This window comes from Microbacterium sp. 8M (assembly GCF_902506375.1).
In the GTDB taxonomy this organism is placed as follows: Bacteria; Actinomycetota; Actinomycetes; order Actinomycetales; family Microbacteriaceae; genus Microbacterium.
Genome location: NZ_LR733284.1, coordinates 2,914,222 through 2,937,299 on the forward strand (window position 1 = coordinate 2,914,222; position 23,078 = coordinate 2,937,299).

A 23,078-nucleotide genomic window follows, 5' to 3' on the forward strand; every position below is an offset into this window, starting at 1 on the left:
GCCCCCGCCCCCGCACCCGCGCCCGCGCCCGCTGGGACGGTCGACGGACTCTCCGTCACATCGCGGGAGCGCATGTCGCCGCTGCGCAAGGCGGTGAGCGCCAAGCTCACGCGCAGCCGGGCCGAGATCCCCGAGGCGACGGTGTGGGTCGACGTCGACGTCACCGAGCTCTGGAACCTGCGCGCCGCGATGGCGCCCGAGGGAGGGCGAGCGCCGTCCATCACGGCGCTCGTCGCGCGCTTCGTGCTCATCGCGCTCGCCGAGCACCCGCTGCTGGCGTCGCGGCTCAGCGACGACGCGACCGAGATCGTGTCCTTCGACGGCGTGAACCTCGGCGTCGCGGCCGACACCGACCGCGGCCTCCTGGTGCCGGTGATCCCGCGGGCGCACGAGCTCAGCGTCGACGAGCTCGACGCGGCGCTGCGCGAGCTCGCCGCGACCGCCCGGGCCGGATCCATGCCGCCGGAGCGGCTGCGCGGATCCACGTTCACCCTCAACAACTACGGCGGCCTGGGCGTGGACGGATCCGCCGCGATCATCAATCACCCCGACGTCGCGATCCTCGGCATCGGCCGGATGATCGAGCGGCCGTGGGTCGTCGACGGGGCGATCGTCGCCCGCCGCATCGCGCAGCTCTCCCTCGTGTTCGACCACCGTGTGTGCGACGGCGGCTACGCGGCCGCGTTCCTGCGTCGCGTGATGGAGCTGCTGGAGCATCCGGCGCGCGCCTTCGGCCGGGTGCGCTGAGCGGTGCGACTCCTCGATACGCTCAGTCGATGAGCTTCCCGAGGATGCGGCCGTGATCACGCGCGAACTGGCGCTGGAGCTGCGCGCCGCCGGTCTCGTCTGGCATCCGGCCGAGGGCGACCGCTTCCAACTCGACCTCCCCGACGAGGTGGAGCTGGAAGCGGAGGCCGACGTCTACACCGTGAGCGGGATGACGATCGACGCGCGGCGCACCCCGAGCGGCGTCGATCTCGCCTTCAACGGCACGACCGAGTGGGCGCTGGATGCGGTCCCGCTCTCCGGAGCAGTGTGGCTGCCGCGCGAGGACCAGCTGCGCGAGCTGCTGCGCGGGACGTTCCGCCACCTCGTCCGGGAGGAGGACACCTTCCGCGTCGAGATCGAGATCGCCGGCGAGCTGCTCCCGTTCGAGCATCCGGATCCGTCCGAGGCGTACGGCCGCGCCCTCCTGGAGCTCATCGCGCGTTCGCGCTGAGAGGGCCTGCGGCGAACCAGGTGCCGGGCCGATGTCGGAGGCCGGTGCGAGAATGCCGACATGAAGCTCGCAGAGCTGGTCGCCGCGACCGACGAGGTGGCGGCGACGTCGTCCCGCCTGGCGAAGATCGACACGCTGGCGCGGCTGCTGCGGCGCGCCGACACGGACGACATCGTCCCGGTCATGGGGCTGCTCCTGGCGTCCCCGCGACAGGGTCGCCTCGGCGTCGGCTGGCGCGGTCTCATGGCCGTCGATGTGGCGCATGCCGCTGAGCCGACGCTCTCCATCGCAGAGGTCGATCGCACGCTGGACGAGCTGGCCGCGGTCTCCGGATCCGGGTCGGCCGCGGCGCGCGCAGCGCTGCTCGGCCGCCTCGCCGCCCACGCGACGACCGAGGAGTGGGACCTCCTCGCCCGGGCGATGCTCGGCGAGCTGCGCACGGGAGCGCTCGCCGGCGTGCTGCTCGACGCGGTCGCGAAGGCGTCGGAGCGCCCTGTCGCCGCGGTGCGGCGGGCGGCGATGCTCTCCGGCGACCTCGGAACGACCGCCGTGGTCGCCCTCACCGGCACGGAGGAGGACCTCGAGGCGGTCGGGCTGGCGGTGGGGCGCCCGGTGCTGCCGATGCTCGCCGCGACCGCCGCGACGCCGACCGCGGCGCTGGAGATCACCGGCGAAGCGTCGGTCGAGTACAAGCTCGACGGCGCCCGGATCCAGGTGCACCGGCGCGGCGACGACGTCGGCATCTACACGCGCAGCCTCGCGGACGTCACGCACCGGCTCCCGGAGATCGTCGACATCGTGCGTGCGCTGCCGGCGCACGACCTCATCCTCGACGGGGAGACGCTCTCCCTCGACGAGGACGGCGGCCCCCGCCCGTTCCAGCAGACCATGTCCCGCTTCGGCGCGGAGGTCTCGCGCGAACTCGTGCTGCGGCCGTGGTTCTTCGACGTGCTGCACGTCGACGGCCGCGACCTCATCGACGAGCCCCTCTCGGTGCGCCTCGCCGAGCTCGACCGCATCGCCGGCGACTGGCGGATGCCCGGGGTGGTCACCGCCGACCCGGCCGCCGCGGAGCAGCTGTCCCGCGAGGCCCTCGCGGCCGGGCACGAGGGGGTCGTCGTCAAGGCGATCGGATCCGCCTACACCGCCGGCCGCCGCGGCAAGAGCTGGGTGAAGGTCAAGCCCGTGCTCACCTACGACCTCGTCGTGCTCGGCGCGGAATGGGGATCCGGCCGCCGCCGCGGCTGGCTCTCCAACCTGCACCTCGGCGCGCGCGATCCGGAGGGCGAGTTCGGCGAGCCCGGCGGCTTCGTCATGGTGGGCAAGACCTTCAAGGGGCTCACCGACGAGCTGCTGCGCTGGCAGACCGAGACCTTCCCCGCCTTCGAGGACCGCCGCACCGCGCACGCCGTCCTGCTGCGGCCGGAGATCGTCGTCGAGATCGCCATCGACGGCGTGCAGCACTCCCCGCGCTACCCCGGCGGCATCGCGTTGCGCTTCGCCCGGGTCAAGGGTTACCGCCCCGACAAGACGGCCGCAGACGCCGACACGATCCAGACGCTGCGCGCCCTGCTCCGCGAGTGAGTCGCGCGCGCACACGGAGCACCTCAGGAAGCGGCCGGCGCACACAGCCGCGATAGAATCTCATCGTCCGGCGCCCGCGCGTCATCCGCCTCGGCGCGCCGGTGCTCGAAAAAGGGGCACGAAGCCCGCAGCGACCCGCCGACGAACGCCGGGACCCGCTCCGGCGAGACACATACGGATCCTGTCTCCGTTGTCGTCTCGAAAGGACGTTCCGCATGCCCACCGTCTCCGCCCACGTCGCCCTCACCCTCGCCCAGCACATCGACGCCGTCTTCGGCGTGATGGGCAACGGCAACGCCTATTTCCTCGACGCGATCGAGAAGCAGACCGGGGTCGGCTTCACCGCCGTCCGCCACGAGCAGGGCGCCGTCGTCGCGGCCGACGCGCACTACCGCGCCTCCGGCCGCATCGCCGCCGCCACCAGCACCTACGGCGCCGGCTTCACGAACACGATCACCGCCCTCGCCGAGGCGGTGCAGGCGCACATCCCGCTCGTGCTCGTCGTCGGCGACGAGCCCACGAGCGGCCCCCGCCCCTGGGACGTGGACCAGATCGCCCTCGCCTCGGGCGTCGGCGCCCGCACCTACACCGTGGGCCGGGCCGATGCCGCGGCCACCACGGTCATCGCGATCGAGCACGCCCTCACCTACCGGGTGCCGGTGGTCCTGGCGATCCCCTACGACGTCGCGGCCCTGGAGGCCGGAGAGGTGCCCGCCGCGCCCCAGCCGCAGGTGCCGGCGGCGCCGGCCCCGAAGGGCGAGTACGCCGAGGGCATGCTCGACCGGATCGCCCAGGCGCTGCGCTCCGCCGAGCGACCGTTCCTGCTCGCCGGCCGCGGCGCCTGGCTCGCCGGCGCCGGCGACGCCCTGGGCGCCCTCGCCGAGGCGACCGGTGCGCTGACCGCCACCTCGGCGCTCGGCCGCGGCGTCTTCCCCGACCAGCGCTTCGATCTCGGCGTGACCGGCGGGTTCGGCGCCGAGGGCGCGATGGAGCTCGTACGCACCGCGGACGTCGCCGTCGTGTTCGGCGCGTCGCTCAACCAGTTCACGATGCGCTTCGGGGCGCTGTTCGCCCCCGGCACGCAGGTGTTCCAGGTCGACGTCGCCCCGGCGGCGACCCACGCGCACGTCGGCGGCTTCGTCCGCGCCGACGCACGGCTCGCGGCCGAGGCGCTGGTGGCCCGGCTCGAGGGCGCCGCCGGCTCCGGGTGGCGCGAGAGCGTCGACGTCGCCGCCGCCCGCGCGTACGAGCCCGGCGACGAGACCGCGCCCGACGGCCGGCTCGACCCGCGCTCCGCCGCCCGCCGCATCGCCGAGCTGCTGCCCGAGGACCGCGTCGTGGTGTCCGACGGGGGGCACTTCATCGGCTGGGCCAACATGTACTGGCCGGTCGCGTCGCCCGACCGGATGATGATGATCGGCACCGCGTTCCAGGCCATCGGCCAGGGCTGGCCCAGCGTCGTGGGCGCCACCCGCGCCCGCCCCGAGGCGACCGTGGTCCTGACCTCCGGCGACGGCGGCGGCCTGATGGCCATCGCCGACCTGGAATCGGCGGTCCGCTCCGCTGCCGGACGTGGCATGGCGGTGATCTGGAACGACGCCGCCTATGGCGCCGAGGTGAACCTTTACGGGCTCAAGGGCCTCGCCCGCGAGCCCATGCTCATCCCCGAGGTCGACTTCGCCGCGTTCGCCGCGGCCGTCGGCGCCGAGGGCGTCGTCGTGCGCACCCTGGCCGACCTGGACCGGCTCGCCACGTGGACCGCCGAGGACCCTGCGACCCGCCGGTTCCTCGTGCTCGATCTGCGGATCTCGGGTGACGTGATCGCGCCGTACCAGCAGGAGATCATCCGCGTGAACTCCTGACGGGCAGGGATTCGGGTCGAAGCCGAACCCCTGCCCATCGTCGGAAAACGGAGGGAGGCACGGCGTGTCGCGCTCCGCTCCGCGGACGACACGCCGCGCCTCCCTCCGTTTTCCGACAGGTCAGCCGATCAGCGGCGCCACGGCATGTACTGCAGCACCCAGGTGTTGCCGGCGGGACGAGGTCCGCTTCCCCGGGGAAACCCGTCAGGCCTCGAGGAAGGCGCCCCCGAGGAACGACTCCAGCTCGTCCACGCCGTCCAGCGGCAGGATCGCGGCGACGTACTGGTCGGGACGGACCACCACCACGACGCCGTCGCGGGAGAGCTCGCGCTCCTCGAAGATGTCGCTCTTGGACCAGTGCGAGGGCGCCCCGGCGTACACCTTCTCCCAGTCGGTGAGACCCAGCGGGCCGGTCTTCGGCTGGAACAGCTCCGGGGCCGTCGTGACGTCCAGGTCCTCGTAGGACTGCTGGTAGACCGCCTTGACGTCGAACACCGCGTCGACGTCGCCGTCGGCGGGCGTGAAGCGCGCGAACACGGGCGCGGCGGCTGCGGCCCAGGCGTCCAGGCCCCGGCCGGAGGCGTCGCCGAACGCGTACACACGCCAGCGCCCGTCGGCCCTCGCGTGGTGGCCGAGGTGGATGACGTTGCCGTCCGAGACCCGGGTGACCTCGGCGCTCTTGAACCGCTTGCCGAGCGGGAAGCCCGCGGCGAGCGCCTGGTGCGCGTCGGATCCGACGATCATCGACGAGCCGTACTGCGTCATGAATCCGGACGGGAACTCGGCCGTGCCCAGGTAGAAGGTCGCCAGCTCCTGCGGATCCGAGATCTCCTCCGGCTTGCGGGCCATGAGCGAGGACCACTCGCGGTCGAAGTCGATGAGCTGCTGCGCGACCGGATGCCGCTCCGCGCCGTAGGTGGACAACAGCTCCGCCGGCGCGCGCCCGGTCAGCACCGAGCCGAGCTTCCAGCCCAGGTTGAAGCCGTCCTGCATCGACACGTTCATGCCCTGCCCGGCCTTCGCGCTGTGCGTGTGGCAGGCGTCGCCGGTGAGGAACACCCGCGGATGCCGCGTGGCGTCCTCCCCGGTGTCGTCGAAGCCGTCGGTGATCCGGTGCCCGACCTCGTACACGCTGTGCCAGGCGACCTGCTTCACGTCGATCGCATAGGGGTGCAGGATCTCGTTCGCCTTGGCGATGATCGCCTCGATCGGGGTGGACCGCACCGCGTGGTTGTCGTCGGCGGCGACCTCGCCCAGGTCGATGTACATCCGGCTCAGGTACCCGCCCTCGCGCGGGATGTGCAGGATGTTCCCGGCCTCGGCGTTGATCGCGCACTTGGTGCGCCAGTCCGGGAAATCAGTGTTGACGAGCACGTCCATGACGCCCCAGGCGTGCGCGGCCATCTCGCCCACGTGCGTACGGCCGATCGCCTCGCGCACACCGCTGCGGGCGCCGTCGCAGCCGGCGACGTACTTCGCTCGGATCGTGCGCTCCTCGCCGAGCCGCTCCCCCGCCGAGTACCGCGCGCGCACCTCCACCGGGTACTCGCCGTCGTCATGCACGGTGAGCCCGAGGAACTCGACGCCGTAGTCGGGGCGGATGCGCCCCGGACCGTCCGCGGCGGCCTCGGCGAAGTAGTCGAGCACGCGCGCCTGGTTCACGATGAGGTGCGGGAACTCGCAGATGTCATAGGCGTAGTCGGCGGTGCGGGCGGTGCGGATGATGTTCTGCGGGTTCTCCGGATCCGGGCCCCAGAAGTTCATCCAGCCGATGTTGTAGGCCTCGGCGATGATCCGCTCGGCGAAGCCGAACGCCTGGAAGGTCTCGACGCTGCGCGGCTGGATCCCGTCGGCCTGTCCGAGCACGAGCCGGCCGGCGCGCTTCTCGATGATGCGGGTGGTGAGACCCGGGTACTGCGACATCTGCGCGGCGAGCAGCATGCCGGCGGGGCCGGAGCCGACGATGAGCACGTCCATGACATCGGGGAGCTCGTCGGGCCGGTCGACGCCGGTACCTGCGGCGGGGAGCACCCGCGGGTCGTGGGACACGTATCCGTGGTGGTGGAACTGCATCGTCGTCGATTCCTTCCTGACGGCGCCGTCGGGCTTGGCACAGGTTCGCGGAGATGCTTGCAGACTCCACGATCACGTTCTATATTCGAACACAACGTTCTACTATTGAACACAGACTAGCCGAGGTCGCGACGGCGATCAAGACGGGAGACCCATGGCCGACGCCCCCGCCGCACCGGCGACCAAGCCCGCCGCCGCCTCGCAGACCCTCAGTCGCGGCATCAGGATCCTCGAGATCCTCGGCGACGAGCACGGCCCGCTCTCGATCGACGAGATCGCGGCGCGCCTCGGCGTGCACCGCTCGATCGCATACCGGCTCCTGCGCACCCTCGAGGACCACCGCCTGGTCGGGCGCGACGCGGCAGGCCTCGTCGCCCTGGGACCGCGCATGGCCGCGCTCGCCGCCGGGGTCGCGCACGATCTGCAGGCGGAGGCCCTGCCCGAGCTCACCGCCGTCGCGAACGAGCTCGGCATGACGTGCTTCCTCGCGGTCCTGGACGGCACCGAGTGCATCACCCTGGTCAGCGTCGAGCCGCGCCACACCGTCGCGAGCGTGGCGCAGCGCCCCGGCGCACGGCACCCCGTGACGGTCGGCGCTCCGGGCAAGGCGATCCTCGCGCAGCTGCCCGAGGCGGAGTGGCCCGCCGACGCGCCCTCCGCGCTGCACGACGCGGTCGCGCGCTCCCGGCTGGCCGGATTCGCGACGAGCCACGACGAGGTCATCCCCACCGTGCAGTCGGTCGCGGTGCCGCTCGCGCTGCGCGGGCAGCGCCCTGCCGCGATCGCCGTGGTGCACGTGGCGACCGACCGCACCGACACCGAGATCGCGGGCCGGCTGCAGCGCTCGGCCACGACGATCCGCGAGGCGCTCGGCGGCTGACGCGGTCCGCGCCGGTCACGCCAGTCGGTAGTCAGGGATACTGTCGTCGGTGGCGAAGGCGTCGGTCAGCCACAGCATCGTGCGCCGCAGGACCGGGTTCGTGAACGTGCGGTTCCGCAGACGGATGCGGCGCTCGGTCGGCGGCGCCAGGAAGGCCCCCGCGTTGCCGCTGCGCGCGATCCGGGTGGGTTTGCGCATGCGACGGTCGTAGGCGGCGAACGCCGCCTCGTGGTCCCCTCCGGCGCGGACGAGCTCTCCCGCCAGCACGTACGCGCCGAGGAGGGCGAGCCCCGTTCCGAACCCGCCGAGCGTGTTCGCGTACCCCGCATCGCCGACCAGGGCGGTGCGGCCGCGCGTGAACGCCGACATGCGCGTGCGGGTGAGGGCGTCGAGGTAGAAGTCCGGCGCCGTCCGCGCCGCCTCGATCGCCGCCGCGGTGCGCCACCCGCCGCCGGCGAACGCCGCCGCCAGGAACGCCCGCTGCGAGTCGATGTCGCGACGGTCGTAGTCGGCACGGTCGCTGCGGAACACGAACAGGGCCGGCGCCTTCTGCCCGCCGAGCAGCACCAGCCGACCCGGCGTGCTGTGCCCGTAGGCGACGGCGCGCCCGCTCGGCAGCGCCGTCTCCAGCCCGTCCAGCGGCACGTGGCCGCTCGCGACCGCGTAGTAGTACCCGTGCGACGCGACGAACTCCGACTCCGGCCCGAACGCGAGCCGGCGCACGGCGGAGTGCACGCCGTCCGCGCCGATGACGAGATCGAAGCGCTCCGCGGAACGGCCGGCGAAGGCGACGTCGACCCCGCCCGGCGCCTCCGACATCGCCGTGATCTCGTCGCCGAACACGAAGTCGGCGTCGGCTGCGGAGTGCCGGTGCAGGATCCCGGCCAGGTCGCCGCGCAGGATCTCCAGATCGCCGCCGATGAACTCGCCGGGTACGACCGCCATGACCCGGTCGGCCTCATCGACGATCCGCCAGTCCGTCTTCGCCGTCTGATGCATGCGGACCTCGTCGAGGATCCCCATCCGCGTCAGGAGTTCGAAATGCGTGCGCCCCTTGAAGTCGACCGCCTGCCCGCCCGGGCGCATGCCGGCGGCCTTCTCGACGACGGTCACGTCGAAGCCGTTGCGGCCGAGCCAGCCGGCCAGTGCAGGTCCGGCGATGCTCGCGCCCGAGATGAGGATCTTCCTTGTCGCCATGAGAGGGCCCTTCGTTCCACGTCGTAACTGCGTCTTTAGGACACAATAATAAACGGCGTACGATGGACGCAATAACTTCGAGGAGATCCTCCATGAAAGCTGCGGAACCGGAAGCGGGCGCACGGCCGGGCGTGCTGTGGACCCCGGTCGCGAGCGGCCGGCGCGGGCCCAAGCCGCGCCACACGCTGGACGGCATCGCCGACGCGGCCATCGCGATCGCCGACGCCGAAGGACTCGACGCCGTCACCATGCAGCGCGTTGCGGAGGGCCTGGGCACCACCAAGATGGCGCTGTACCGGTACGTGCCCGCGCGCGCCGACCTAGATGCCGTGATGCTCGACCGCGCCCTCGGATCGGCGCCCGCACTCCCCCGCTCGCCCTGGGAGGAAGCGCTGACGGCGTGGACCGTGGAACTGTTCACCCGGGCGCTCGCAAGGCCCTGGTCGGTCGAGCTCACCCAGCGACCGCACACACCGGGCCCGCAGGAGCTCACCTGGTACGAGCAGGGGCTCGCCGCCACAGAGGGCTTGCCGATGTCGGCGGGCGAACGCCTCGACCTGCTCGCCCTGCTCTCCGGCCATGCGCTCTCGCTGGTCCGCCAGCAGGCCGGTTCGCCGGCCGCGGAGGAGCAGCTCGCCGCGGGGCTCGAGCCGGTGCTCGCCGCGCACGCCGAGCGCTACCCGCGCACGGCGGCCGCCTTCGCCGAGGCCGGCCGCGCACAGCAGCGGGACGACGCGCTCCTGTTCGGCGTGCGCCGGATCCTGGCCGGCGTCGCCGCGCTGATCGCAGAGCGCGGCGCCTGAGGAGGACCCCAGGCGCCGCGCTGCGTCAGGCCTTGGAAAGGCCGCGGATCGGGCTGACCGCCTGCTCCGCCTCCGCCTCAGGACCCAGCGGCATGCCGCTGCGGTCGCGCAGCAGCAGCGTCGCGAGGAGGCCGATCACGGTCATCCCCGCGAGATACCAGGTGATCCCCACCGTGGAATGCGTGTTCTGGAAGATCGCCTGGGCGATGAGCGGAGCGAAGGCGCCGCCGAGGATCGCGCCGAGCGCGTAGGAGATCGACACCCCGGAGAAGCGGATCGAGGCAGGGAACAGCTCGGCATACAGGGCCGCCTGCGGACCGTACGTGAAGCCGAGGCCGATCGAGAGGATCACGAGGGCCGCGGCCAGCGAGGCCGCGGTGCCGAGGTTCGTCAGCGGGAAGAGCAGCACCACGCCGACCAGCTGCAGGATCCAGCCGATGATGTAGGTCGTGCGACGACCGAGCTTGTCGGAGATCCACCCGCCGAACCAGGTGAACAGCAGCCAGCTCACGCCCGAGAGCGCCACCACCCAGAACACCGGGCCGGGGTTGAGCTTGATCGGCCCCTCCGGGTCGGTCGCGTAGTGCTGCACGTAGCCGCCGGTGGTCATGTAGCCGACGGCGTTGTTGCCGGCGAACACGAGGGCGGCGACGATCACGAGCGGCAGGTGATGACGCAGCAGTTGCACGATCGGCATGCGCGTCTCCTCCTTGCGCTCGGCGATCTCGGTGAACACCGGGCTCTCCGACACCCGGCGGCGCACCCAGTAGCCGACGCCGATGAGCACGATCGAGAGCAGGAACGGCACGCGCCAGCCCCACACGAGGAACGCCTCACCGTGCGCGAGCTGCGCCATGAGCGCGAGCACCATCGAGGCCAGCAGCAGACCGATCGGCACGCCGATCTGGGGCGCCGCGCCGAACAGGCCCCGCTTGCGCTTGGGCGCGTGCTCGACGGCCATGAGCACCGCGCCGCCCCACTCGCCGCCCGCGGAGATGCCCTGCAGCACGCGCAGCAGGATCAGCAGGATGGGCGCCCACACGCCGATGACGGCATGGGTGGGGAGCAGGCCGACGAGCGTGGTCGACGCGCCCATGAGCAGCAGCGTGATCACGAGCATCGGACGCCGGCCGAGCTTGTCGCCGAAATGTCCGGCGAGGAAGGCGCCGAGCGGACGGAACAGGAAGCTCACGCCGACGGTGAAGAAGGAGACGATCTGCGCGAACTCCTTGCCCATCGGCTCGAAGAACAGGTTCGCGAAGACGACGCCGGCCGCGAACGCGTAGATGAAGAAGTCGTACCACTCGACCGTGGTGCCGATGACGGTGGCGAAGACCACCCTGCGCCGGTCGGCTGCCGAGGCGATGGTGCCGGTGGGCGTGAAGCCCTCCGCCGGCGGGCGCTGTGAGGATTCTGCGGACATTGCGTTCTCCTTGTCGTGACGACGTCGTCGTGACCCGGGCGGATCGGCCGGAGGGATCCTGAAGCGGATCCGGATCCATTGCTTGCCGGGCTCGGCATGATGATATACGATTTCGGATACGACGCCAAGGGACACCGCCCTGGCCCCGTCCGCGCGAGGAGGCGCCCATGCCCGCACCGATCGACCGGCCCGGCAAGATCATCGCGATCCACCTCAACTACCGCTCCCGTGCGGAGCAGCGCGGCCGCATTCCGGCGGCGCCGTCCTACTTCTTCAAGCCGTCGTCGTCGATCGCCGGCACCGACGGCGTCGTGGAGCGCCCGGCCGGCACGGAGCTGCTCGCCTTCGAGGGCGAGATCGCCCTGATCATCGGCACCGCCGCGCGGCGCGTGAGCGTGACGGACGCGTGGTCGCACGTCGCCTGGGTGACCGCCGCGAACGACCTCGGGCTCTACGACCTGCGCGCGAACGACAAGGGCTCCAACGTGCGCTCCAAGGGCGGCGACGGCTACACCCCGCTCGGCCCCGACCTCATCCCCGCCGCCGAGGTGGACCCGGGCGCCCTGCGCGTGCGCGCCTGGGTGAACGGCGACCTGCGCCAGGACGGCGAGACCGGCGACCTGCTCTTCCCGCTGCCGCAGCTCATCGCCGACCTCTCCCAGCACTTCACCCTCGAGCCCGGAGACGTGATCCTCACCGGCACGCCGGCCGGCTCCAGCGTGATCGTCCCCGGCGATGTCGTCGTGGTCGAGGTCGATGCACCGCACTCCCCGCAGACGTTCACCTCGGGCGAGCTGCGCACGACCGTCGTGCAGGGCGAGGTGCCCTTCGACGGGGCACTCGGATCCCTTCCCGCCGTCGACGACCTGCAGCGCGCGGAGGCCTGGGGCTCGCGCGAGGAAGCGGGCCTCGAACCGCTCGCTGAGCCCGTCGACGCGACGACTCCCCGCCAGGGCCCTTCGACGAGCTCAGGGACCGGAAAGCTCGACGCCGCCCTGCGCGACAAGCTCCTCGCGGCCCCGACGGCGGGCCTCAGCGCGCAGCTGCGCAAGCGGGGATTGCACGCGTGCTTCATCGACGGCGTCTCTGCCAACCTGCCCGGGGCGAAGATCGTGGGCACGGCGAAGACGCTGCGCTTCGTGCCCGCTCGTGAAGACCTCTTCGCGAGCCACGGCGGCGGCTACAACGCGCAGAAGCGCGCCTTCGACGCCGTCGAGGAGGGCGAGGTCATCGTGATCGAGGCCCGCGGCGATGCCACCACCGGGACGCTCGGCGACATCCTCGCCCTGCGCGCCAAGGCCCGCGGAGCGGCCGGCGTGGTGACCGACGGCGGCGTGCGCGACTTCGCCGCCGTCGCAGAGATCGGCCTCCCGGTCTTCTCGCAGGGCGCGCACCCCTCGGTGCTCGGGCGCAAGCACGTGCCGTGGGAGGTCGACGTCACGGTCGCCTGCGGAGGGGCCGCGGTGCAGCCGGGCGACATCATCGTCGGCGACGGCGACGGCGTGATCGTCATCCCCCCTGCTCTGGCCGAGGAGGTCGCCGACGCGGCCCTCGCCCAGGAGGAGGAGGACGCGTGGATCGCCGAGCAGGTCGAGGCCGGTCATCCGGTCGACGGTCTGTTCCCGATGAACGCGGAGTGGCGCGCGAAGTACGACGCCGCGCACGGAATGGGCGGCGAGGTCACCCGATGACCGACCGGCTCCTGAGCGCGCACAGCGCCCTTCGTCTCGCTCCGCTCGCTCAGGAACCGACGCAGGGCGCCGGCAGCAAGTCGGAGCAGGCGTACGCGTGGATCCGTGCGCGCATCGCCTCTCACGCCTTCGGCCCGGGGTTCCGGCTCGTGCTGGGCACGATCGCCGACGAGCTGGGCATGAGCGTGGTCCCCGTGCGCGAGGCGATCCGCCGGCTCGAGGCCGAGGGCCTGGTCACGTTCGAGCGCAACGTCGGCGCCCGGGTCACGCTCGTCGACGAGAGCGAATACGCGCACACGATGCAGACCCTGGGGCTCGTCGAGGGCGCGGCCACGGCGCTGTCGGCGCCGCTGCTCGACGAGACCGCGCTGGACGCGGCGCTCGAGATCAACGACCGCATGGCGCGCCTGCTCGACAGCTTCGACGCGCACCGCTTCACCGAGCTGAACCGCCAGTTCCACTCCGTGCTCTACGAACCCTGCCCCAACCCGCACATCCTGGATCTCGTGCAGCGCGGCTGGGCTCGGCTCAGCGGGATCCGGGAGTCGACCTTCGCGTTCGTACCCGGACGGGCGGAGCACTCCGTCGAGGAGCACACGCAGATCGTGGACCTGATCCGCAGCGGTGCGGATCCGCTCGAGATCGAGCTGGCGGCCCGCAACCACCGGTGGCGCACACTCGACGCCTTCCTCGCCGCCCGTCACCCCGAGTCGGCCGCCGAACCCCTCTCCTGACCCGCCGCCGATCGCTGAGCCTGTCGAAGCGACCCGCGACACCCACCAGACCACCCGCACCACCCGGAAGGACGATGATGACCGAGGCCTACACCCCCGCCGACCTCCCCACGAGGATCCAGCACTACATCGACGGCGAGTTCGTCGATTCGATCGACGGCGACACCTTCGAGGTGCTCAACCCGGTCACGAACGAGACCTACGCCCACGCCGCGGCCGGCAAGAAGGCCGACATCGAGAAGGCCGTCGCCGCCGCCAAGCGCGCCTTCGACGAGGGCCCGTGGCCGCGCATGCTCCCCCGCGAGCGCTCGCGTGTGCTGCACAGGATCGCCGACATCGTCGAGTCGCGCGACGCCCGCCTCGCCGAGCTCGAGTCCTACGACTCCGGGCTCCCCATCACCCAGGCGCTCGGCCAGGCCCGCCGCGCCGCCGAGAACTTCCGCTTCTTCGCCGACCTGATCGTCGCCCAGTCCGACGACGCCTTCAAGGTGCCCGGCAAGCAGATGAACTACGTCAACCGCAAGCCGATCGGCGTCGCCGGGCTCATCACCCCGTGGAACACGCCCTTCATGCTCGAGTCGTGGAAGCTCGGCCCCGCGCTCGCGACCGGGAACACGGTCGTGCTCAAGCCCGCCGAGTTCACGCCGCTGTCGGCCTCGCTGTGGGCGGGCATCTTCGAGGAGGCGGGACTGCCGAAGGGCGTCTTCAACCTCGTCAACGGCCTCGGCGAGGATGCGGGCGACGCCCTCGTCAAGCACCCCGATGTGCCGCTCATCTCCTTCACCGGGGAGAGCCGCACCGGCCAGATCATCTTCGGCAACGCAGCGCCGTTCCTCAAGGGCCTGTCGATGGAGCTCGGCGGCAAGAGCCCGGCCGTCGTGTTCGCCGACGCGGATCTGGACACCGCGATCGACGCCTGCATCTTCGGGGTGTTCTCGCTGAACGGCGAGCGCTGCACGGCCGGATCCCGGATCCTCGTGCAGCGCGAGGTGTACGACGAGTTCGTGGAGAAGTACGCGGCGCAGGCGAAGCGCGTCAAGGTCGGCCACCCGCACGACCCGTCCACCGAGGTCGGCGCGCTGGTGCACCCCGAGCACTACGAGAAGGTGATGAGCTACGTCGAGATCGGCAAGACCGAGGGGCGCCTGGTCGCCGGCGGCGGCCGCCCCGAGGGCTTCGCAGAGGGGAACTACGTCGCCCCGACGGTGTTCGCCGACGTCTCGCCCGACGCGCGCATCTTCCAGGAGGAGATCTTCGGCCCGGTCGTCGCGATCACGCCCTTCGACACCGAAGAGGAGGCGCTCGCGCTCGCCAACAACACCAAGTACGGCCTGGCCGCCTACATCTGGACGAACGACCTCAAGCGCGCGCACAACTTCGCCCAGGCCGTCGAGGCCGGCATGGTCTGGCTCAACTCGAACAACGTGCGGGACCTGCGCACCCCGTTCGGCGGCGTGAAGGCGTCCGGTCTCGGCCACGAGGGCGGCTACCGCTCGATCGACTTCTACACCGACCAGCAGAGCGTGCACATCACGCTCGGCGCACCGCACAACCCGACGTTCGGCAAGCAGGACCCGGACTCGGAGGCGCACACCGAGACCGACATCGACGACCCGGATCCCCGCTGAGCCCGCTCGGTCGCTGAGCCTGTCGAGGCGCCCGATCCGGCCGCCGGATCCCTTCGACCGGCTCAGGGACCGCCTCCACCCTCGAACATCTAGCAAGGACGCTGACATGACCAACCGCGCCGACATGACGCTCACCTCCTCGGGCTTCTACACCAGCCAGGAGGCGCCCATCGCCACCGACAACCCCATCCCGACGCCCCAGGCGAGCCCGCCGGACGTGCTCCGCTGCGCCTACATGGAACTCGTCGTCACCGACCTCGCCGCCTCGCGGGTGTTCTACGTCGACGTGCTCGGCCTGTACGTGACCGAGGAGGACGAGAACACGATCTACCTCCGCTCCACGGAGGAGTTCATCCACCACAACCTCGTGCTGCGCAAGGGCCCGGTCGCGGCTGTCGCCGCGTTCTCCTACCGGGTGCGCACCCCCGAAGACCTCGACCGCGCGGTCGAGTTCTACACGGAGCTGGGCTGCGACGTGCGCCGCAACCCCGACGGCTTCGTGAAGGGCATCGGCGACTCGGTGCGGGTCGCCGATCCGCTCGGCTTCCCGTACGAGTTCTTCCACCAGACCGACCACGTCGAGCGGATGAGCTGGCGCTACGACCTGCACATCCCCGGCGAGCTCGTGCGCCTTGACCACTTCAACCAGGTCACTCCCGACGTGCCGCGCGCCGTCAAGTACATGCAGGATCTCGGCTTCCGCGTCACGGAGGACATCCAGGACGAGGCAGGCACCGTCTACGCCGCGTGGATGCGACGCAAGCCCACCGTGCACGACACCGCCATGACCGGCGGCGACGGCCCGCGCATGCACCACGTGTGCTTCGCGACCCACGAGAAGCACAACATCCTCGCCATCTGCGACAAACTCGGAGCCCTGCGCCGCTCCGACGCGATCGAGCGCGGCCCCGGCCGCCACGGCGTCTCCAACGCGTTCTACCTGTACCTGCGCGACCCCGACGGCCACCGCGTCGAGGTGTACACCCAGGACTACTACACGGGCGACCCCGACAACCCGGTCGTCACCTGGGACGTGCACGACAACCAGCGCCGCGACTGGTGGGGCAACCCCGTCGTACCCTCGTGGTACACCGACGCCTCGCTCGTGCTCGATCTGGACGGCAACCCGCAGCCGGTCGTCGCGCGCACCGACTCCAGCGAGATGGCCGTCACGATCGGCGCCGACGGGTTCAGCTACACCCGCGCCGACGAGGGCGAGGAGTCCATGCCGGAGTGGAAGCAGGGCGAGTACAAGCTCGGGCACCAGCTGTGAGCCTCGCGCCGGAGACGATCGCCGAGCTCGCCGCCGAGCTCGCCGAGGCCGACCGCACGCACGGTGTGATCCCGCGGATCACCGCGCGGCATCCCGAGGCGACGGTCGAGGACTCCTATGCGATCCAGGGTGTCTGGCGCGATGCCCAGGTCGCCGCCGGGCGCACCCTGGTGGGGCGCAAGATCGGCCTCACCTCGAAGGCGATGCAGCAGGCGACGGGCATCACCGAGCCGGACTACGGCGTCATGTTCGACGACACCGTGTACCCGTCCGGATCCGAGATCCCCACCGAGAACTTCTCGAACGTGCGCATCGAGGTCGAGCTGGCGTTCGTGCTCAAGGAGCCGCTCTCCGGCCCCGACTGCACCCTCGAGGACGCGCTGGCCGCGATCGACTACGCCGTCCCCGCGCTCGAGGTGCTGAACTCGCACATCGAGCTGGAGGGGCGCACGATCGTGGACACCATCAGCGACAACGCCGCCTACGGGGCGATGGTGCTCGGCACCGTGCACAAGCGCCCCGACGAGATCGACCTGCGCTGGGTGCCCGGCGTGCTCAGCCGCAACGGCGAGATCGAGGAGACCGGCGTCGCCGCGGGCGTGCTCGGGCACCCCGCGACCGGCGTCGCGTGGCTCGCGAACAAGTTCCACCAGCACGGCGCGCGCCTCGAGGCCGGGGAGATCATCCTGGCCGGATCCTTCACCCGGCCGATGTGGGTGTCGCGCGGCGACGAGGTGCGCTGCGACTATGGGCCCATGGGAGTCATCGAATGCCGCTTCGTCTGAGCCCGACGTTCCGAGAGCGCCTCGCCGGCGCCGACCGCCCCTTGATCGGCATGTGGGCGTGCACCGGCAGCCCGCTCGTCACCGAGATCGCGGCCGGATCCGGTCTCGACTGGCTGCTGATCGACGGGGAGCACTCCGCGAACACCCTGGACACGCTGCAGGTGCAGCTGCAGGTCGCGGCGGCGTACCCGATCGCGCCGCTGGTGCGGGTGCCGTGGAACGACCCGGTGGTCATCAAGCAGGTGCTCGACCTCGGGGCGCAGAACCTCATCGTGCCGATGGTGTCCTCCGCCGAGGAGGCGCGCGCCGCTGTCTCGGCCACGAGGTATCCGCCCGAGGGGGTGCGCGGGGTGGGCTCGGCCCTCGCACGCAGCGCCCGCTGGAACCGCGTTGACGGCTATCTCCGCGACGCCGCGCAGCACGTGTCGCTGACGGTGCAGATCGAGACCACGGCGGGCGCCGCCGCAGCCTCCGAGATCGCCGCGGTCGACGGCGTGGACGCCGTGTTCGTCGGGCCGTCCGACCTCGCCGCTTCGATGGGGCTGCTCGGACAGCAGACGCACCCCGACGTGGTCGCCGCGGTCGAGCGCGTGTTCGCCGCGGTCACCGCCGCAGGCAAGCCGGTCGGCGTGAACGCGTTCGATCCCGCAGCCGCCGACGCGTACATCGCCGCCGGCGCGGCGTTCGTCGCCGTGGGCGCGGACGTGGCCCTGCTCGCCCGAGCCTCCGAAGCCCTCGCGGCCCGGTTCCTGCCTTCCCCCGACTCCGGGCCCGCCGCCAGCTACTGACCCGGATCCCGGTTTCAAAGCGCGCACTTGGCTGCATCCGAGCCGCAAATGCAGCCATTTGCGCGCTTCGAACCGGGTGAGGGCACCTGGGCTGGGGATAACTTCGGCGAGGAGGACCGATCAGGCGGCAGGGTGGCCGAATGGGACGCACGACGGACCTTCCCGATGAGCTCGGCGGCGAGTTCTCCACCGCGCTCGCGCGCCGGCACGGCGTCAGCCGGTCCCGGATGCGCGGCTCCGATCTTCGCGCGCCGTTCTTCGGAGTCCGGATCGCGGCCGAGGCAGCCTTCGATACCGACGCGGAGGATCCGTATCGGCGTCAACAACTGATACGGATCGCACGGGCCCGCGAGTACGCGCCGCGCTTGCATACGGGGCACTTCTTCAGTCACCACACCGCGGCGGCGATCTGGGGCGGACCATTGCCTCTCGAGTTCGCAGAGGACGGGCGGATCGCAGACGACCTCCGCCCGCATGTCAGCGCACTCGGACCGCTCGCCGAACCGCGGACTACCGGAGTCATCGGCCACCGCACTCGTGCGAGCTTCACCGAGATCAGCGAACACGACCGGCTCCGCGTCTCCTCCCCCGCTGCCACCTGGGCATCGCTCGGGGCACTCTCGCTGTACGACCTGATCGCACTCGGCGACTACTTCTGCCGACAGTGGCGGCACGGGTACGGTCGGCCGACTCCCGGGAAGCCGCCGCTGGCGACGACAGCCGACCTGCGGGCGATGCTCGGCGTCGGGCGCCGCCTCGGAGCCGACCGGCTGCGGGCGGCCCTGCCGCGGATCCGGGAGGACTCGTGGTCGCCCCGGGAGAGCCTGGTGCGCTGCCTTCTGGTGGACGCAGGACTTCCCGAGCCGCGGCTCAACGTCGACGTGCGCGACGACACCGGCCGCTTCCTCGGCTGCGTCGACATGGCGTACCCCGACCAGAAGGTGGCGATCGAGTACCTCGGCATGACGCACGGCGCGACGTGGGCCGCCGATGTGGAGAGGATCGCAGCGCTGCGCGCAGCGGGCTGGGTCGTCATCGAGGTGACCGCACCGCTGCTGAGAAGCCCCGAGACGCTGATCCATCGCGTCGCCACCGCCCTCCGCCGGCCCCGGTGACGGGCGCGATCGGTTTCAAAGCGCGCAAATGGCTGCATCGAGCCCTCAGATGCAGCCATTTGCGCGCTTCGAACCGAGGGGCGGAGAGCTGGCAGGATGGGGAGAGTGAGGGTGGGCGTCGCGGCACTGCGGGATCGGGGATTCCGCTGGTTCTTCCTGGCGCGCACGGTCACGCTGATCACGGGCTCGATGTCGTCGATCGCCCTCGCGTTCGCGGTACTCGGGATCGACAACGACGCGGGCGCCCTCTCGATCGTGCTCACCGCGTTCACGGTCGCCAACATCGTGTTCCTGCTGCTCGGCGGCGTCGTCGCCGACCGGCTGCCGCGCGCCGTCGTGATCCAGACCAGCTACGTCGTCGACATCCTCTCGATCGGCGCGACCGCGGCGCTGCTGTTCACGGGCACCGCGACCGTGCCGGTGCTGGCCGCTCTCGCCGCGGTGAACGGCGCCTCCGCGGCGTTCGTGATGCCGGCCATGCAGGGCATCATCCCGCAGCTGACCACGCCGGGGCACCTGCAGCAGGCCAACGCGCTGCTGTCGTTCGCGCGGTCCGCGACGACGATCGCGGGCCCGGTCGTCGCCGGCGGGATCGTCGCCCTCGCCGGCCCCGCCTGGGTCATGGTGCTCCAGGCCGCGGGCTGGGCCGTCGCGATCGTGTTCCTCGCGATGGTGCGCCTGCCCCCGCCCGTCCGCGGGGAGCGCACGAGTCTGTTCCGCGACCTCCACGATGGGTGGCGCGAGTTCTGGTCCCGCCCGTGGCTGTGGATCGTCGTCCTCGCGTTCATGGTGCTCAACGCGATCCACGTCGGCGCCTGGGGCGTGGCCGGTCCCTACATCGCCAAGAACGACCCGCTCCTCGGCATCGCCGGCTGGGGCTGGGTCGTCAGCGCCGAGGGCGCCGGAGTGCTGCTGATGACCCTGCTGCTGCTCTGGGTGCCCCTGCGGCGGCCGCTGCGGCTGGGGATGCTCGGGATGAGCGCGGTAGCGATCCCGCTCACGCTCCTCGGCCTGCATCCGGCGGTGCCGCTGCTGGTCGTGGCGGCGCTCGTCGCGGGCGCCGGCGTCGAGGTATTCAGCACCGGGTGGAACGTCACGATGATGGAGCAGATCCCCGAGGAGAAGCTCTCGCGGGTCTCCAGCTACGACATGCTGGGGAGCTTCATCGCGATGCCGATCGGCACGCTCGCGTTCGGGTGGCTGATCGCCCGCGTCGACGTGACGGCGCTCATGATCGGATCCGCCCTCGTGTACGCCGTCATCGCCCTCGGCACGATGGCCGTCCCGAGCATCTGGCGCATGGGGCGGCGGGTCGTCGCTCCCGCCGAGCACGCACCGGTCGCCTGACCGCGCCCCGGCCGCGCCTCCGCCACACGAAGGAACCGGCGCATTCGCATCCGCCCGAACTGGCGCATTCATAGGCGGGGACGGCAGGATGAACGCATGACTTTCCCCGCTCTCGCGCCTCTCGCCGACCGCGCGGCATTGTTCGCCGCCCTCCGCCAGGACCAGCTGGTCGCCGCGACCGACGCGCTGGGCGAGCACCGCTGGGACGTCGATCTCGCTGCCGGCACCCTCACCTTCACATCCGAGGCGGATCCGAGCCGCCGGATCGTCGCGCGCGCCTCGCTCGTCGCGACGATCGCCCCCGGTCCCCGCTCCCTGATGTGGGCCTGGGCGCATCCCCAGGGTGGATCCGACCCGCAGATCGCCGGCCTGCGCGAGTACGGCACCACCTACTCGATCGCCGAGCTGTCGCAGCCCGAGCTGCCGTTCCCGGCCGAGGCCGACGCGGACCTGGACGGCTGGATCTCGGCTGCCGCGCACCAGGTCGGCGCGATCGCCGAGGAGATCACCGGGCGGTCGCCGTACTACTCGGCGCCGGTCGGCAGCGGCACCCGTGCCGTGTTCCTGCTGGACGCGCCGCTGCCCGCCCTCACCGTGGCCGACGCCGTGACCGCCCTGCCCCGGATCCTGCCGGAGCTGTCGCTGTCCGATGCGCGCTCCTCGGTCTGGGATCTGGCACGCCTGGCCGGCTGGAGCATGCAGTGGTCCGACGAGGCCTACTCGGGCGCCGTCGTGAGCGACGCGAGCGGCAGCGCGACCTTCCGCTTCGACGAGTTCGCGCGCATCGCCGGGGTCGAGTCCACGCTCGGCCAAACTGCGCAGGGCTGATCCGGATCCGGCGCCCGGATGCGCACCGTATCGCGCGGCGCGCTCCTTCTCGCGCTCCTCGCTGCGGCGGTGCTGCTGCTGCCCCGCCCGGCTGACGCACATGTGACGACCGTGGCGTACGCCGACCTGTCCGCGACGAGCGGCACTGACGTGCGGGTGCGGTTCGACCTGCAGTACCCGCTGCTCAGCGCCTCCGCCGCTCGGGCGGAGAAGGATCCCGGGCTGTTCACCGACGCGATCGAGCACGCTCGGCCGGGCACGGAGAACCAGGTGCTGGCGGGGCACGCATCGGCGATCCTCGCCTACACGACGGCGCGCTTCACCGTCGCCGTGGACGGCGGCGGCGCGTGCCTTCCGCGGGCGGACGGTCCCGCCCAGTTCCACAGCCGGGATGCCACCGACTACGCCCGGTTCACGGTCCGCTACACCTGCGCCGTCGCGCACCGCGGCGCGGTCGTGGTGCGCAGCACGCTGTTCCCCGACTCGGAGGGCATGGTCAAGGACACCAAGACCATCGTGACCTACGCCCTGGACGGCCGCAGCGGCAGCGCCGTCCTGGACCGCACCCATCCGCGGTTCTCCACCGCGCAGCCCTGGACGGAGCGCTTCGCCGAGTTCTTCCTCCTCGGCGCGGAGCATCTGCTCACCGGTGTCGACCACATCTTCTTCCTGGTCGCACTCATCATCAGCTCCCGGCGGCTGCGCGACCTGGTTCTCGCGGCCACCTGCTTCACGGTGGCGCACACGATCACGTTCCTGCTCGCGGCCCTCGGTGCCGTGCACGTCGGCGCCAACGTGGTGGAGCCCGCGATCGCCCTGTCGATCGCCGCGGTCGCCGCCTGGCACCTCTGGGAGGAGCGGCTGCGCCGGGCCGCGGTGCGCCGCGGGATGCCGTCCCCCGCGCCCTCCCGCGGGGCGTCGCTGCTGCGGCTCGGGATCGTGTTCGGCTTCGGGCTCATCCACGGGCTCGGATTCGCCAGCGCGCTGAACATCACCGAGCCCTGGTCGTGGACCCTGCTGTGGTCGCTGCTCGTGTTCAACCTCGGCATCGAGGCCGTCCAGCTGGCGGTCATCCTCGTCGTCTTCCCTCCGCTGGCGCTGCTGCGCCGCCGGATGCCGCGCACCGCGACGGCGCTGGGCGTCGTGGTCACCGCGGCGGTGCTGCTGCTGGGCGTGCTCTGGTTCGGGATGCGCATGCTCGGGATCCCCGGCACGCCCTGAGCGGTCGCCGCCTACCCGCCCGTTCCCCCGCGTGACAGGGTGGAGGCATGAAGAATCTCATCGTGCGGTTCGCGTCGCTCTACGTGTTCAACGTCGTGGTGCTGCTCGTGATCGGCTGGCTCACTCCCGCGCGGGTCGGCCTGCACGCGCTCTGGGCCGCGGTGATCCTCACGGTCGCGACCCTGTTCCTCAAGCCGGTGCTGTCGCGGGTGGCGACCTCGATGTCGGCCGGCGGCACCAAGCTCGTGCAGTATCTCGCGGTGTTCGCGGTCGAGCTGGTCGTGTGGATCCTCACGGTGTCGTTGAGCGGGGTGCGCGCCGGCAACGTCTGGGGCTGGATCCTCCCGCCCGTCATCCTGCTGATCGGCTGGGTCGTCTACGACCAGATCGACGATGCGCTGGCCCGCAGGGCGGGCGCGCTCTACGACGCCGCCGAGGCGCGGATCTCCGGATCCCGCTCGGGCCGCCCGGGAGCGGGTTCGCCCGCGCCGTCCGCCGCGTCCTCCGCGGCGACGTCCGACGCCCGCAAGGAACTCTACGACGGGCTCACGCCGGAGCAGCGGCGGATGTTCGACGAGCTCGGCTGACGCACCAGCTCGGCCGGCGACCGGCCCCCGCACGCCGAAC

General features: G+C 71.7%; 20 protein-coding genes. 17 read left to right on the forward strand and 3 right to left on the reverse strand.

The annotated features are described in order from the left end of the window. The 4 genes from AERO9AM_RS13860 to AERO9AM_RS13875 all read left to right on the forward strand — a co-directional run. Window positions 1-747: dihydrolipoamide acetyltransferase family protein (locus AERO9AM_RS13860; protein WP_201298648.1), on the forward strand; the 747-nt coding region annotated here is incomplete at its 5' end. Window positions 748-799: 52 nt separating this feature from the next. Then, window positions 800-1,219: a pilus assembly protein CpaE gene (locus AERO9AM_RS13865; protein WP_159576668.1), complete on the forward strand. Its 420-nt coding sequence runs from the start codon at window positions 800-802 to the stop codon at window positions 1,217-1,219. A 60-nt stretch (window positions 1,220-1,279) separates the two neighbouring features. Continuing rightward, window positions 1,280-2,803 (forward strand): ATP-dependent DNA ligase, encoded by a 1,524-nt coding sequence (locus AERO9AM_RS13870; RefSeq protein ID WP_159576669.1) that lies wholly within the window; start codon window positions 1,280-1,282, stop codon window positions 2,801-2,803. 215 nt (window positions 2,804-3,018) lie between these two features. After that, window positions 3,019-4,665, forward strand: coding sequence for a thiamine pyrophosphate-binding protein (locus AERO9AM_RS13875; protein WP_159576670.1), 1,647 nt, complete (start codon window positions 3,019-3,021; stop codon window positions 4,663-4,665). Between the two features lie 204 nt (window positions 4,666-4,869). Here AERO9AM_RS13875 and AERO9AM_RS13880 read toward each other — a convergent pair whose 3' ends face one another. Next, complete coding sequence (locus AERO9AM_RS13880) at window positions 4,870-6,738, reverse strand: FAD-dependent monooxygenase (RefSeq protein WP_159576671.1); 1,869 nt, start codon at window positions 6,736-6,738, stop codon at window positions 4,870-4,872. A gap of 154 nt (window positions 6,739-6,892) precedes the next feature. Between AERO9AM_RS13880 and AERO9AM_RS13885 the strand changes: the two genes are divergently transcribed. Continuing rightward, the gene (locus tag AERO9AM_RS13885) at window positions 6,893-7,618 is read left to right on the forward strand and encodes an IclR family transcriptional regulator (protein ID WP_159576672.1); all 726 of its coding nucleotides are present in this window, start codon (window positions 6,893-6,895) and stop codon (window positions 7,616-7,618) included. Window positions 7,619-7,633: 15 nt separating this feature from the next. Here AERO9AM_RS13885 and AERO9AM_RS13890 read toward each other — a convergent pair whose 3' ends face one another. Continuing rightward, the gene (locus AERO9AM_RS13890) at window positions 7,634-8,815 is read right to left on the reverse strand and encodes an FAD-dependent monooxygenase (RefSeq protein ID WP_159576673.1); all 1,182 of its coding nucleotides are present in this window, start codon (window positions 8,813-8,815) and stop codon (window positions 7,634-7,636) included. A gap of 92 nt (window positions 8,816-8,907) precedes the next feature. Between AERO9AM_RS13890 and AERO9AM_RS13895 the strand changes: the two genes are divergently transcribed. Then, complete coding sequence (locus tag AERO9AM_RS13895; RefSeq protein WP_159576674.1) at window positions 8,908-9,618, forward strand: TetR/AcrR family transcriptional regulator C-terminal domain-containing protein; 711 nt, start codon at window positions 8,908-8,910, stop codon at window positions 9,616-9,618. 25 nt (window positions 9,619-9,643) lie between these two features. Here the strand turns inward: AERO9AM_RS13895 and AERO9AM_RS13900 are convergent, their stop codons facing one another. Further along, a complete protein-coding gene (locus AERO9AM_RS13900; protein ID WP_159576675.1) occupies window positions 9,644-11,041 on the reverse strand; it encodes an MFS transporter in 1,398 nt (465 codons plus the stop codon). Window positions 11,042-11,208: 167 nt separating this feature from the next. On the opposite strand from AERO9AM_RS13900, the gene AERO9AM_RS13905 reads away from it, so the two are divergent. From AERO9AM_RS13905 to AERO9AM_RS13955, 11 genes are all read left to right on the forward strand, one after another. Next, window positions 11,209-12,732 (forward strand): fumarylacetoacetate hydrolase family protein, encoded by a 1,524-nt coding sequence (locus tag AERO9AM_RS13905; protein ID WP_159576676.1) that lies wholly within the window; start codon window positions 11,209-11,211, stop codon window positions 12,730-12,732. Next, entirely contained in the window at window positions 12,729-13,466 is a 738-nt protein-coding gene (locus tag AERO9AM_RS13910; RefSeq protein ID WP_159576677.1) for a GntR family transcriptional regulator, read from the forward strand. Before AERO9AM_RS13905 ends, AERO9AM_RS13910 begins: the two co-directional genes overlap by 4 nt. A 77-nt stretch (window positions 13,467-13,543) precedes the next feature. Continuing rightward, complete coding sequence (hpaE, locus tag AERO9AM_RS13915) at window positions 13,544-15,094, forward strand: 5-carboxymethyl-2-hydroxymuconate semialdehyde dehydrogenase (RefSeq protein ID WP_159576678.1); 1,551 nt, start codon at window positions 13,544-13,546, stop codon at window positions 15,092-15,094. 106 nt (window positions 15,095-15,200) lie between these two features. Next, entirely contained in the window at window positions 15,201-16,367 is a 1,167-nt protein-coding gene (hpaD, locus tag AERO9AM_RS13920; RefSeq protein ID WP_159576679.1) for a 3,4-dihydroxyphenylacetate 2,3-dioxygenase, read from the forward strand. Then, the gene (locus AERO9AM_RS13925; protein ID WP_159576680.1) at window positions 16,364-17,152 is read left to right on the forward strand and encodes a 2-keto-4-pentenoate hydratase; all 789 of its coding nucleotides are present in this window, start codon (window positions 16,364-16,366) and stop codon (window positions 17,150-17,152) included. Before hpaD ends, AERO9AM_RS13925 begins: the two co-directional genes overlap by 4 nt. Further along, a complete protein-coding gene (locus AERO9AM_RS13930) occupies window positions 17,137-17,940 on the forward strand; it encodes an HpcH/HpaI aldolase family protein (protein ID WP_159576681.1) in 804 nt (267 codons plus the stop codon). Before AERO9AM_RS13925 ends, AERO9AM_RS13930 begins: the two co-directional genes overlap by 16 nt. Window positions 17,941-18,080: 140 nt before the next feature. Then, the gene (locus tag AERO9AM_RS13935) at window positions 18,081-19,055 is read left to right on the forward strand and encodes a hypothetical protein (RefSeq protein ID WP_159576682.1); all 975 of its coding nucleotides are present in this window, start codon (window positions 18,081-18,083) and stop codon (window positions 19,053-19,055) included. Window positions 19,056-19,160: 105 nt separating this feature from the next. Next, window positions 19,161-20,402: an MFS transporter gene (locus AERO9AM_RS13940; protein WP_442923259.1), complete on the forward strand. Its 1,242-nt coding sequence runs from the start codon at window positions 19,161-19,163 to the stop codon at window positions 20,400-20,402. Between the two features lie 96 nt (window positions 20,403-20,498). Then, on the forward strand, window positions 20,499-21,230 hold the full coding sequence (locus tag AERO9AM_RS13945) for a DUF6882 domain-containing protein (protein ID WP_159576684.1): 732 nt from the start codon (window positions 20,499-20,501) through the stop codon (window positions 21,228-21,230). 18 nt (window positions 21,231-21,248) lie between these two features. Beyond that, window positions 21,249-22,451: a HupE/UreJ family protein gene (locus AERO9AM_RS13950; protein WP_159576685.1), complete on the forward strand. Its 1,203-nt coding sequence runs from the start codon at window positions 21,249-21,251 to the stop codon at window positions 22,449-22,451. Window positions 22,452-22,498: 47 nt separating this feature from the next. Then, window positions 22,499-23,038: a hypothetical protein gene (locus AERO9AM_RS13955; RefSeq protein ID WP_159576686.1), complete on the forward strand. Its 540-nt coding sequence runs from the start codon at window positions 22,499-22,501 to the stop codon at window positions 23,036-23,038. Window positions 23,039-23,078: the final 40 nt, after the last annotated feature.

Coding starts and splice junctions, on each gene's coding strand:
- AERO9AM_RS13885 (WP_159576672.1), top strand. CDS start 6,893: ATGGCCGACGCCCCCGCCGCACCGGCGACCAAGCCCGCCGCCGCCTCG.
- AERO9AM_RS13900 (WP_159576675.1), bottom strand. CDS start 11,041: ATGTCCGCAGAATCCTCACAGCGCCCGCCGGCGGAGGGCTTCACGCCC.
- hpaD (WP_159576679.1), top strand. CDS start 15,201: ATGACCAACCGCGCCGACATGACGCTCACCTCCTCGGGCTTCTACACC.
- AERO9AM_RS13875 (WP_159576670.1), top strand. CDS start 3,019: ATGCCCACCGTCTCCGCCCACGTCGCCCTCACCCTCGCCCAGCACATC.
- AERO9AM_RS13945 (WP_159576684.1), top strand. CDS start 20,499: ATGACTTTCCCCGCTCTCGCGCCTCTCGCCGACCGCGCGGCATTGTTC.
- AERO9AM_RS13950 (WP_159576685.1), top strand. CDS start 21,249: ATGCGCACCGTATCGCGCGGCGCGCTCCTTCTCGCGCTCCTCGCTGCG.
- AERO9AM_RS13880 (WP_159576671.1), bottom strand. CDS start 6,738: ATGCAGTTCCACCACCACGGATACGTGTCCCACGACCCGCGGGTGCTC.
- AERO9AM_RS13955 (WP_159576686.1), top strand. CDS start 22,499: ATGAAGAATCTCATCGTGCGGTTCGCGTCGCTCTACGTGTTCAACGTC.
- AERO9AM_RS13890 (WP_159576673.1), bottom strand. CDS start 8,815: ATGGCGACAAGGAAGATCCTCATCTCGGGCGCGAGCATCGCCGGACCT.
- AERO9AM_RS13910 (WP_159576677.1), top strand. CDS start 12,729: ATGACCGACCGGCTCCTGAGCGCGCACAGCGCCCTTCGTCTCGCTCCG.
- AERO9AM_RS13935 (WP_159576682.1), top strand. CDS start 18,081: ATGGGACGCACGACGGACCTTCCCGATGAGCTCGGCGGCGAGTTCTCC.
- AERO9AM_RS13905 (WP_159576676.1), top strand. CDS start 11,209: ATGCCCGCACCGATCGACCGGCCCGGCAAGATCATCGCGATCCACCTC.
- hpaE (WP_159576678.1), top strand. CDS start 13,544: ATGACCGAGGCCTACACCCCCGCCGACCTCCCCACGAGGATCCAGCAC.
- AERO9AM_RS13870 (WP_159576669.1), top strand. CDS start 1,280: ATGAAGCTCGCAGAGCTGGTCGCCGCGACCGACGAGGTGGCGGCGACG.
- AERO9AM_RS13895 (WP_159576674.1), top strand. CDS start 8,908: ATGAAAGCTGCGGAACCGGAAGCGGGCGCACGGCCGGGCGTGCTGTGG.
- AERO9AM_RS13930 (WP_159576681.1), top strand. CDS start 17,137: ATGCCGCTTCGTCTGAGCCCGACGTTCCGAGAGCGCCTCGCCGGCGCC.